Below are 12386 nucleotides of genomic sequence, written 5' to 3' on the forward strand. Positions count from 1 at the left end.
AGTGTTCAACTAAAGCATAAATATAATAAAAATATAGTATACGAGGGTGTCCAACTGGCTATTCTTAGGTATAATTTTTCCGGCTTGTAACTTACAGTTAAGTGACTGATCTGTAGATCTAATGGTATACGAATTCAATACCTTCCGCTGGCTGCAAAATCAGAAACTAATACAAAGGTCTTCTTTCTATTTTACAGAAAAGGCTGCCGTCTATTCCTGACGCACACCAGCCGTTAGAATGCCGATCGGCCGAAGTCGTGCTACCCGAATGCCGGATAACGCTCGGTGGTATTGGACGTAGTCACTTAGGGGGTATGACGTAATCACAACCGCGCCCTGCTCTGACGAGGCATGAAGCAGGTGCATCTTGCCGTCGGGTTGGCGAACCGCGATACCGACATGTTTCATATCCAGTCCGGGCCGGGCCGCCGTAAGCATCACAATATCACCTTCCTGTAAATGAGCTTCAGCCTGTCGAAGATGGCTTTTGGGAATAAATGAAAAAGGTTGCTGACTGATGAGTGCCTCGGTCTGTGTTACCTGCCGTAACGCGTCCGGGTCAGTTAACTGAGGATATTTATACGTAGCCGAGCTCATGTACGAAACCGCTTTGGCGACGGAAATACTACCGGGCAGGCTGCTGGTTACGTCGACCACAAACCCTTTACGTTCGTTATCACGTAGCCAATCCGAAAAGTAGTGCAACCGACTGCCATAGCCGTTGATACGGCCATCCCGATACCGTAGCTGAGTCAGGTAGTTCCGGAACAGTTGTTCGAATGATTGCTGGCCGGGTTTTTCGCGCACTTCATGTAAGGACAGTGTCAATGCCAGAACGTTTTCGACATAGGTGGTACAGTCAAATTGCTTTAAATTGACCACAAGCTGCTCCGTTGGATTAACATCGAGCGTATGCGCTACGTAAGGAAAGCCCAGGAATTTCTGGCCAAGTTGCACGAAGGTTTCGGTAGGTGTTTTACCGCCCGAATCAGCCAAGCGCTGTAAATCCGATGAGCCAGCCGACTGAGCCAGCACTACCGTCGAGGTAAGCCAGAAAAAAAGAAACGTAAACAGATGGGGCATTGAGTGGTGGTGAGCAGTGAACTACGGCGGATTCCGTTTTGGCGAAACCCGCCGTGAAGTTATCACTTAATTTCAAGGACGCGCACACCGCGGGGTGGGAGCGATAAGGAAACCCCCTCACGTCCGGCCGCTGTAACGGTCGTGTTTGTCAGGAAGATATCAGTAAATTGATACGTCTGGTTCGAATCCATGTTCATCACGCCAAAGGCATGGGACGGAATCCGAACGATGGTGTCGTAGTTCGTATCATTTGAGAAATTGCAGACAATCAGGAGTCGCTGGCGATTCGTGTAACGCAGGTAACTATAAATACGGTGCGCGTTGTAGTTCTCGCTCTGGCCGTTGTCGTTCGCGTATTGCAGATCGTAGAAATATCCGTTCTGGATGGCATCGGAGCCGTTTACCAGGTGATTCAATTGCTGATAAAAAGCTCGTAGTAAGCGCTGTTCGTTGGTGAGCAACGCCCCGTCGTAACGACCGCCGTTAATCCAGTTTTGCCAGTCAGGCAGACCCCAATAGTCGAAAATAGTCGTGCGCCCATCGTCACCGCTGAACCCTTCGCTGCCGTCGGCCCGCACGCCGATCTCCTGTCCGAAATACAGCAGAAACGGTCCGGTATGCATGGTAGCCGAAAGGGTCATGGCGGGGATTGCTGCCCAGGGGTCGTTGGTAAAGAACCGGGACGCAATTCGTTGTTCGTCGTGGGTTTCCAGAAAACGAAGCATGTGCTGGGCGTAATCGCCGGACTGATGCTGCCAGACCCGGGTAATATCGTAGCAGGAACCGTTGCCTTCCATCAACGCCCTTACCGTATCGTATAGCCCTACTTTGTCGTAGAGGTAGTCGAAACCTCCCTCGAAAATAAAAGGCCGGTACAGGTGCGGCTCGTAAATCTCCGCGATGAAGATGATCCGGGGATGTTTGATTTTTACCTGCTCAATGGCCCAGCGCCAGAACGCAACCGGCACGAGTTGAGCCATGTCACACCGAAACCCATCGACACCTTTGTCAGCCCAGAACAGGAGAATATCGAGCATCTGCTGCCAGGTAGCCGGAACGGGCGAAAAGTGCTGGCTGCCGTCGAAAATGTTCAAACCGTAATTCAGCTTGACCGTTTCGTACCAGTCGCTGATGTCGGGGGTGGACGTAATAGAGCCGCTACCCGTTACTTTCGCGGGAAACTCATGCAGCCGATTAGGGGCTGCTTCCTCGGACGAATCTGCTTCCGGTGAAACAAAGGTTTCGTTGGGTAGGTAATAAAAGTTGTTGCTGGGCGAGAAATTAACGGACGTATCGTCTCGGTCGCCTAGGTCAACGACACCAGCTGGCTTCGCGTCGGAGTGATACTGACGGGCTACGTGATTGGGAATAAAGTCCGTGATGACCTTTAGTCCGTAAGCGTGAGTGCGTCGAACCAGAGCCTCAAATTCGGCCATGCGGTCGGTTACGTTCTCCGCCAGGTCGGGGTCGACATCGTAGTAATCCTTAACGGCGTAGGGAGAACCGGCACGCCCTTTTACGACGGTTGGGTCGTCAGGACGAATACCATAGGGCGAATAGTCGGTTTGTGTAGCGTGTTCAACAATACCCGTAAACCAGACGTGCGATGCGCCGAATTGCTTGATTGCCATCAAGGCAGCGTCGTTGATATTGTTGAAGGTGCCGGAGCCATTGTCGGCCAGTGAGCCGTTGACTTTATTGGTTGTATTCTGGTTTCCGAACAGACGGGTGAAGATCTGATAAATGACCAGCTTATCCATCACCGGAGTCGTGGAGGAGGTATTCATGCAGGGAAAAATAACAAGGTACGGTACGAGGTTGCAAAACTAGGGCCTTTCTGTGCGATAATCCGTAGTTATTTTTGCATTTAATTGTTTTTAGTACGTTTGAAACGCTATTTTCAGTGCATAACAACTCCTTTCATGAGACAAAAAGTTTGCCATTTACTCATAGTACTTTTACTGATAGGACAGGGCTCTCTGGCTCAGCAGGCGTCCATTCAGCGAATTAATCCAACGAATTGGTGGGTAGGCATGAAGTGGAAGACGCTGCAACTTATGGTTTACGGCCCCGAAGCTGGTAAACTGACGTATTCAGTAGCTTACCCTGGGGTCAAACTGATGAAGACCCACACCGTCGAAAATTCAAACTATGCCTTCCTGGACCTGACCATTGCGCCAACGGCTAAGCCCGGTACGCTGAAGCTAGTGGGGAAACGGGGAAGTCAGACGCTGACGCAGCCGTTCGAACTGAAGGCGCGTGATAACGCTCCCAAGGGGCAGGGCGTGTCGGACGCTGATTTCATTTACCTGGCCATGCCCGACCGCTTTGCCAATGGTGACGAGAGCAACGATAAATTTGCTGATATGGCCGATCCCAACGCCGACCGCTCGAATCCGTTCTACCGGCATGGGGGGGATCTGGCAGGCGCAGCGAAGCATCTGGATTACCTGAAAGATCTGGGGGTGACAGCCATCTGGTTTACGCCCGTTCTGGAAAACAATCAGCCGTTGACCAACGAAGGCGGTTCGATGCGCTCGGCATACCATGGCTACGGTTTTACAGATCATTACGCCGTCGACCGGCGGCTGGGTGGCAACGACGCGTACAAGGATTTTGTGAAAAAGGCGCACGCGGCTGGCTTCAAAGTTGTGCAGGATGCCGTGTATAACCACGTGGGTATCAATCACTGGTTTTTGAAGGATCAACCGATGAAAGACTGGCTGCACCAGTGGCCAACCTACACGAATACCTCGTATAAATACCAGCCTGTAACTGACCCGCACGGGGCCGAAAGTGACCGGAACGTAACGGTTAATGGTTGGTTCGTGCCTTTTCTGCCCGATCTAAACCAAAGCAACCCCTACGTAGCGAATTTCCTGATTCAGCACGCGCTCTGGACGGTTGAGAACTTTGGCGTGGATGCCTGGCGCGTCGATACGTACATGTACAATGACATGCCGTTCATGAATAACTGCAACCAGGCATTGATGGACGAATATCCGAAGATTCACATCTTCGGGGAGTCATGGGTGAACAACGTGGTAGACCAGGCATACTATACCCGGAACAAAATCGATTTTCCGTTCAAGTCGAACCAGCCAGGGGGACTGGACTTTGTGGTGTTTAGTGCTATTAACGATGGCTTGAAGGTAAAATCGAATGACGGAGTAAACCGATTCTACGAAGCATTAGCGCAGGACGCGGTCTACGTTAATCCCAACAAGCTCGTTACGTTCCTGGATAACCACGACACCGATCGGTACCTATCGATGATCGGTGAGGACTTCGATAAGTATAAGATTGGGTTGACATGGCTGCTGACCACGCGTGGGATTCCATCCATGTATTACGGTACGGAAATCCTGATGAAAAACTTTAAAGATCCGTCGGATGCCGAAGTGCGCCGGGATTTTCCGGGTGGTTTTCCGGGGGATAAGGCAAATAAGTTTGAAGCCGCTGGCCGTACGGACCGCGAAAATGAAGCGTTTCAGTATGTCAGAAAACTGGCTATGTACCGACGCGATACCCCGGCCTTGCATTCAGGCAAACTCATGCAGTTTCTGCCACAGGATGGTACGTACGTTTACTTCCGGTACGACGATAAGAAGACAATTATGGTGGCGACTAACACAACCGAAAAAGATGTTAATCTGGACACATCCCGGTTTGTTGAGCGAATGAAAGGGTTCGCAAAAGCTCGAAACATTCTGACGGATCAAAACCTGTCGGATTTAAGTTTGATTAAACTGCCGGCCAAAACCGCAACGGTGCTGGAGCTGAATCGATAGGGCAAGAAATATCTTGCGGGCGGGAGGATGACGGATTGAGAGTTGTGTTGAAAATCAGGACTGTTCGTTATTTTTGTTTGGTAAGACTACCATTCAGTAAACTTTTCGGCACTCGCTCTTTATTGGTCATTCTTCCTCTACTATGAATCATCTTGTTCGATCTCCGCACGCTGCTGACCTGTCAGCAGGGCCAATTGTAGGGTCACCTCCTTCGCCTGGATTGGTTGAACTGGCACTGGCAGCCTACGAGACGGCGTTGAGCAGTGTAATTTCCATGGTTGCTATTCGGGATAAAGCCGGAACAGTCGTCGATTTTCTGATGCAGGCGGCAAACCCAACCGTTGAAAAAAGTCTATTTATGAAACCGGAGCAGATCATTGGCTCCCGGTTGCTGGAAACGTTTCCGGGAAATATTGAGTCTGGCCTGTTCGACATGTACGTGCGCATCGTTGAAACCGGCCACCCCGAAAGCGCTACCGAATACTACAGCGATGCCAATGGTCTGGAAGCCTGGTTCGCCGTATCGGCCGTGCGACCAAAGCCGGATACTGTGGTAACGTCATTTACGAATATCACGAATGCCAAACGGGCCGAGCAACTGGCGCAGCAACAGGCCGACCTGTTGAATACGGTATTGAACCACTCGCAAACGGCCATTTCGCTGCACACGGCCATCCGGGACAAAAGCGGTAATGTTGTCGATTTTCGAACTGTCGTTGCGAACAGGCAGGCTGTAGAATTATGGGGTGACCTGGCCGATGCTATTCTCCACAAAACATTCGCAGAAGCCCTTCCTTCTGCTCAGCAGGAGCGGGAGTTGCCCCGTTACGTTCGCGTAATCGAATCCGGTACGCCTGACCTGGATGAATTCTGCTGGGGTGATAGATGGTTCATGCGACTAACGGCTAAATCGGGCGATGGCGTCGTCATATCGAGCATAGATATCTCAGAAATTCGGCGGTATCGCCATCAACTCGAAGCGACGAACCTTGAATTGAAGCGGTCGAACGAAAACTTACGATCGTTTGCTTACGTCGCCAGCCACGATCTGCAGGAGCCATTACGCAAAATTCAGGCCTTCGGCGATATTCTGCGGGAGCGTTACGCGCCGGAGCTGGGCACCGACGGGAGCGATCTGGTACACCGAATGCAGTTGGCCGCCGAACGTATGTCGCTGCTCATCCGGGATCTACTGGATTATTCCCGCATTACTAGTCAGCGCGAGCAATTTCGCCCTTTTTCGCTGATCCGACTGATCGAGGATATCATCGAAGATTTGTGGCATCCTGTTCAGCAGACCGGTGCCCGGATCGAGATTACAGACTTACCTGAGCTCGCGGGCGATAGGCTTCAATTACGCCAGTTATTCCAGAACCTGCTGTCGAATGCGCTCAAATTTTGTCGAACCGATGCAGCAGGGAAACTCATTTCTCCTCATGTCCGGGTAACCGCCGAGCGGTTGGAAGGGGACTTGCCGGACGACTTGACAAAAGATCTGCTAGCGAAGCAGGAATACTGGGCCATAACCGTTGCCGACGATGGCATTGGTTTCGACCAGCGTTACGCGGATCGGATTTTTCAGGTGTTCCAGCGTCTTCACAGTAGGCAGCAATTCGCTGGGACAGGAATTGGTCTGGCTGTTGTGAAGAAAGTTGTTGAGCAGCATAACGGAGCGATTCGCGTGAAAAGCGCCGTTGGTCAGGGGGCTCGATTTACCGTCTATTTGCCAGCCTAAAATTCATGAAAAAAATCATCCCAGAGCGCCAACGATACTCTGGGATAATGTGGATAGAATCGAATTTGTATCGGTATATCAATCGGAGTCAGGTCGTTTTTTTTGCGGAATTAGCGTATCCGTCTGTCGTGACCTTATGTTTGCCGACGAACGCAGGCATCGACCAGTGATCGATGCTTGGTGCGCTCATCCACTGTTACGTTTGAGGAGGTTCTAAACAGGATTCTGTCGAGTAGCTTTTTGCCTGGGTTATTCTCCGCATGCTATCTAATCAGCCATATACCCGATTTATGGGACAAAAGAATCAATTGCAATAGTTGAAAACAACTACTGAGGTTCACTTTGAGTGCGAAACCGGGGTGTTTTGAGTACGAAGACCAGATTGTACATACGAGAGCTTGAGTAGCTTTGCGAGGTTCGTATAGATGTAGTTCTGGTAATGTTTTTCCCACTTATTCGTTGTCGTTTTACTGGACGGCTGCTGCTGGTAAAGTGGCTGGGAATTACGTTGATATTCTGCACCAGTAGTCAGCATGCGCCAGCGTTTTCTGTAATACAAAACCCCGCAGAGAACATTCTGGCGCACACTATCCGGCTGTCATTGCCAGAGGCACAAACACTGAATATAAACCTGAACCGACATACATATATTGCGGGTTTACAGCAGGACCTGGCACGTAATGAAGTGGCGGCTGAAAAGCAGGAGGTAGGGGATTACACGGTTATCAGGAAAATCCGACTGGTCGCCATTGGTATTTTGGGAGCATTGATAGCCATTATTATTGGTCTTAGTGTGGCTTTGTATTATCGTACCAAAAGCCACCGGGCCCAGTTGCACCACCTCTCCATTCTGACCGCGCAGCTCGACGATAAAGGCCAACGGATCGATCTACTAAATAAGGAGATCCAGCATCGAGTCAAGAATAATCTACAGATCATTTATAGTCTGTTGCGGATGCAGGAACGTAAAAGCCAGCACGCCGAAACGATTGAATCCCTGAAGATCGCCCGACTTCGGATTGAGAGCATTGCCAATCTACACGATCAATTCGCCGACGGTAAGCGGGAACTGAGTATCGCCCGTTTCTGCGATGACCTGATTCCGGCGATAATTACCGGTTTTACGGTTGATAAACAGGTGATAACGCGCATCAACACGATTGATAGACAACTGCCATCGAGTCAGTATTTACCCCTGGCGTTGATGCTGACTGAATGGATTGTCAATTCGATTAAACATGCCTCGCCCGCTGATGGGATACTGGAAATAAATGTTACCTTTAGTGAAATTGATAAACAGATTTGTCTTCAGTACTCCGATAACGGCCATCCTGGTTACGGAACGAGTCGATCAGGAGATGGACTGGGAACTGATATTATTAATTTACTGAGTCGCCAGCTTGACGCCGTGTTGACAACGCAGGAGCCGAACCCATACTATTACACACTCAGCTTTTCGAATGACAGATAAACTGCAAATTCTGATCGTTGAAGATGAAGCAATTATTGCCGAAAATCTCAAAATCACCCTCAATGATTTGGGCTATGAGGTGGCGGGAATTGCTTATACGTACCGGCAGGCGTTGACGGCGATTAGTGAGCCGGATACCGATCTGGTGCTGCTTGATATTAACTTGGGAAGCAAATCCTCGACAGAAAACGGCCTGGCACTTGCCGAACAACTGACAAAGCCGTTTATCTTCCTGACGGCCTATAACGATCGCCAGACAATTCTGGAAGCCACCCGCCGTCATCCAAGTGGTTACCTGATAAAACCGGTAAATCCGGCACTTTTGTTTGCCTCGATCCAGACGGCAATCGAACAGTACGCTGTTCAAAAAGAAGGACTGACGACAAGTCAGGAGCCGGAGGAACTACCTGCCTTCTTCTTTGTCAAGGTGGGGAACCGCAGTATAAAACTTTACTGGCGGGATGTGTACTGCCTGGAAGCCGGTAAAAACTACGTACAAGTACGGGTAAGTCACTCGCCTGTCGACTACACGATTCGGGGCACGTTAAACTTTGTTATGCATCAACTGGTGCCGCCAGCCCAGCAGGCCCGGTTACGTCAATTTAACCGAAGTACGTACGTAAACCTAGATTTCATCAGTGCCTTCGACTCCGAAGCCATTTATTGCGGTGACCGACGAATCGAAAATACCCGGATACCCTACAAAGAATTACAAAGTCAGCTGACAGACGGGAAAATATAAGGTTGCCTCCTCGATGGAGGAACTCTAATATTCCGTAGGCTGATTCGTACTTTTGTGGTTCGACAAGCTGACAACCACATGCCAATTCGTGCATTTTTATTTGATCTCGACGGAGTAATCGTCGATACGGCCATTTACCATTACCAGGCCTGGAAACGGCTGGCGAACGAACTGGGCTTTGATATTTCCGAAGAATTTAACGAAAAGCTAAAGGGAGTGAGTCGTACTGACTCGCTGGACCTAATCCTGGCGCACGGTAATCTCTCGTTGCCCGATGAAGAAAAAGCAAATCTGGCCAGTAAGAAAAATCAGTGGTATCTGGATCTGGTCAGCCGCATGACCCCTGAAGATGTGCTTCCTGGAGTGGCCGAATTTTTTGCCCAAATCCGTAAAACGAACCGGAGTGCAGGACCGTTGCTGACGGGACTAGGGTCAGTCAGCAAAAACGCTCCGTTGATTCTGGAACGCATTGGATTAACGCAGTTCTTCGATGTTATCATCGACGGCAATAAGATCAGTAAAGGGAAACCCGATCCGGAAGTATTCATCAAAGGCGCGGCCGAACTGGGCGTTGATTCATCCGAATGCGTTGTGTTTGAGGACGCCGTGGCCGGTGTTGAAGCAGGGAAGCGGGGCGGAATGTTCGTCGTGGGCCTCGGCTCGCTCGACGTACTCAGCCAGGCTGATATGGTGGCTCCTTCGCTGGAGAAATTGACCGTCGATCAAGTATTTGACCGATTCGAGCAGCAATAAAAAACACGAGCGCCGATGGCATAATGCCATCGGCGCTCGTGTTTTATGGTAATCAGGTAAGTTAAAAACTCAGCCAACCCGACAGTTTAATGGCAAAGGGCGTAACGGGGATTCCCGTTCGGCTTAGGTTGTCGCGGTACGTTAGTCGATGAATGGCATCAACGCGCAATACTTTAAAAATATGATCGATGCCGTAGCCAAGCTCCACGTAAGGCGTGCGATTGAGCGTATTGAAGCCTTCTACGGCACTACCCCGCGAATCAGTAGCCGGAATGGTGGCGATATTGGCCGCTGACGTACTACCGACTAACACTTTAGCCGTTACAAGCTCCCGCCATTTCAACCGACGGATCAACGGCAAACGATTAAACAGTAGGCCGCCAAAATTATGCTCGAACTGAACCGCAGCCCAGCGGTCGCAGACGAACTCGAAGTAGTTCATCAGGTTGTACGCATTACCGACGTAGAAACTGGATTCGTTGCCTAACGGGATGTACAGCAACGGATAGGGAACCCGCGAAGGAATGATGCCGCCTTCAACGGAGTAGAACGAGCGGCCCAGTACACCCATTCGGAACGAGTGTTTCATGTTCAGCGCCACGCGGTGGTAGGTAAAGTCACTGCCCAACACATTTCGAACGCCCATTGTGTAGCGTAACGTAAAAATCGGCTTGCGGATAGCGCCAGCGCTCACCCGAACGTTGTCATTCTGGAGCACGACTTCGTCGGGAGCAAAGCGCGTTTCAGCAATAAATTCCGTTACTCGATAATCATCCCGGATGGACTGGTTTTCGTCGTTTAACTGAGGCCGGAAAGCAAACGGAAACAGCGGCTCGAAAGTCCGGTTGCGCATCGCCAGGGTCTGGGTAAATCCCTTACCCAACTCGCGCCGGAAATATACCAGATGATCTTCCTGAAAGTAAGGCCGGCGGAGCGTACCGAAGCGCGTGTAAGCCGCGAACAGTGAGTTATTACCGATATTATCGCTCGACACACCTACCCGGTCCAGATCGTAGGTGTAGCGCACACCGATCACCGTCCAGGGTTTCCGGTTGAGAATGTATTCGATATTACCGCTATACTTGAATTGTTGATCACGAGTACCGTAAGCCAGATATCCGCTCAGAAGCCACTTCTTGCTGAACCCCGTATTCGTGCGCAGACCAATCCGGAAGCGGTTTCCCTCTACGCTGTTGTTGGCATAGGTGTAGAGCAGCGGTCCTATATCAATGTGTAGCGGATCGATGGGTTTGTAGCCAATAATCCCCAGCTTGATAATCTCACCGGCAATCTTCACCACCGGTATGTTGCGAACGGAATCAACAACCTGAATAGCACGCAGCTCGCTGCTCGACAGGGACTCGGGTCGGACGCTTTGCCAGTACGCAGGGTCATCGGCTTTGTAGTCGTCGGCCAGTTCAATGCTCGGATCATAAAAACCTACCTCTTTCGGCTGGTTCTCAACCAGGTTACTAGCTGCGGTAAAGAATCGGATCAGGGCGCCGGGGGCGTTTGGGATGGGCTGATCGGTGTCAATGGTTACCTGCGTTTGCGTCGGGAAATGAAGGCCGGAAGAAAGCGATTCCCAGTCCTGCTCCAGATGCAGTTCATCGACAAAATTGATGTTCGCTCGTTTGTCGACACGCACGTCTACCTGAACAAGTACATACTGCAACGTATCAATCCATACTGTACCAGTGAAAGCTAAATCGGTAGGGCGTTTGGGGGTGCAGTCAATTTTGTAGCAGACTGCTTTTCCTACTACCACCGTGTCTTTCAACTGAAAATTATAGACGGCTTCCCATTGTTTACCGATGGGAGACGGAATGTCTTTGCCCAGTACGTTGAGTGAGTTGCGGTAAAAATTGTACTGCTGAAAGGACGCGCCCGTTAATTGAGAAATCAACCCCCCATCGCTGACCCCGACTCCCGCTACGTGCGTTTTCAAGACATGCTCCTTTGTCTTCTCGGGTCTGGCGCGGGCGTAGAAGTTTGAGAACGTTTCGGATACAAAGACGGGCACAACGGGTTGCCCATTCTCATCGGTAACGGAGGGGAGTTTGCCGATCAGACGGCCAAGCGGACCAAATCGATTACTACGCTTCCGTTTCCGGTTAAAGTCGTTAACGTATCCTTCAATCTTTGTATAGCTGTCGTACTGGTAGGCGCTTAGCTGAGCCGGGTTGAACTGATCCCGGCGTTTGTCGACCTCGCGCAGGATACGGTAAGCAGGGTCGCCCCCCTTAGCATACACTCGTACTTCCTGTAAGCTGGTTGCGGCTGGGTAGAGTTGCGCATCAATAGTCTGTGCTGCCTGCGACAGCAAGGCGTAGGAACGGGTACGATACCCCAGGCTGAGAACCAGGACAGAGTCTGATAATCTACTGACCGATAACGAATAGCGACCTTCTGCGTCGGACGTCGTACCAGCACTCTGGCCTTTCAGGGCGACGCTGGCAAACGGGATACCTTCTCCCGTAGTGGCATCTGATATTCGTCCGTTGATAGTATATGTAGTCTGGGCCTGGAGCGGTGCCAAGAGGCACAATAATGAAACCAGAAGAGAAAAAGCAAGGAGAAGTGGCTTCATCAGAAACAAATCATAACTGAGCTAATTGAGGAATAACTATTTTTTAGTCAACTGAGTTTACTAAATCAACGAAAGCATTGAAATGTGACACAGAAACCGTAATTAATCCTGTTAAATAAGCCGTAGGCGCGTACAACCGGTACGTGCGTGCGCCCGAAAGCGTTGCACTCATTGTTGAAACGGGGGTAAAATGCAACGTCCCCAACAGAACTGGTTCTGTT

8 protein-coding genes are annotated in these 12386 nt (G+C 50.4%); 5 read left to right on the forward strand and 3 right to left on the reverse strand.

The window, feature by feature from the left end:
• Positions 1-210 precede the first annotated feature (210 nt).
• Both ACYVAD_RS16320 and ACYVAD_RS16325 read right to left on the reverse strand, forming a co-directional pair.
• Entirely contained in the window at positions 211-1083 is an 873-nt protein-coding gene (locus tag ACYVAD_RS16320) for an N-acetylmuramoyl-L-alanine amidase-like domain-containing protein (RefSeq protein WP_461140574.1), read from the reverse strand.
• Between the two features lie 62 nt (positions 1084-1145).
• Positions 1146-2870, reverse strand: a complete 1725-nt coding sequence (locus ACYVAD_RS16325) for an alpha-amylase family glycosyl hydrolase (protein ID WP_461140575.1) — start codon at positions 2868-2870, stop codon at positions 1146-1148.
• Between the two features lie 135 nt (positions 2871-3005).
• Between ACYVAD_RS16325 and ACYVAD_RS16330 the strand changes: the two genes are divergently transcribed.
• From ACYVAD_RS16330 to pgmB, 5 genes are all read left to right on the forward strand, one after another.
• A complete protein-coding gene (locus ACYVAD_RS16330; protein ID WP_461140576.1) occupies positions 3006-4874 on the forward strand; it encodes a glycoside hydrolase family 13 protein in 1869 nt (622 codons plus the stop codon).
• Between the two features lie 142 nt (positions 4875-5016).
• The gene (locus ACYVAD_RS16335) at positions 5017-6609 is read left to right on the forward strand and encodes a sensor histidine kinase (protein WP_461140577.1); all 1593 of its coding nucleotides are present in this window, start codon (positions 5017-5019) and stop codon (positions 6607-6609) included.
• Between the two features lie 439 nt (positions 6610-7048).
• A complete protein-coding gene (locus ACYVAD_RS16340; RefSeq protein WP_461140578.1) occupies positions 7049-8080 on the forward strand; it encodes a sensor histidine kinase in 1032 nt (343 codons plus the stop codon).
• Entirely contained in the window at positions 8070-8822 is a 753-nt protein-coding gene (locus tag ACYVAD_RS16345) for a LytR/AlgR family response regulator transcription factor (RefSeq protein WP_461140579.1), read from the forward strand. The genes ACYVAD_RS16340 and ACYVAD_RS16345 overlap by 11 nt, the downstream gene beginning before the upstream one ends.
• Before the next feature lie 78 nt (positions 8823-8900).
• Positions 8901-9575, forward strand: a complete 675-nt coding sequence (gene pgmB, locus ACYVAD_RS16350; RefSeq protein WP_461140580.1) for a beta-phosphoglucomutase — start codon at positions 8901-8903, stop codon at positions 9573-9575.
• A gap of 61 nt (positions 9576-9636) precedes the next feature.
• On the opposite strand, the gene ACYVAD_RS16355 is transcribed toward pgmB, so the two are convergent.
• Complete coding sequence (locus ACYVAD_RS16355) at positions 9637-12114, reverse strand: DUF5686 and carboxypeptidase-like regulatory domain-containing protein (protein ID WP_461140581.1); 2478 nt, start codon at positions 12112-12114, stop codon at positions 9637-9639.
• Positions 12115-12386 lie beyond the last annotated feature (272 nt).

This window comes from Spirosoma pomorum (assembly GCF_054776615.1).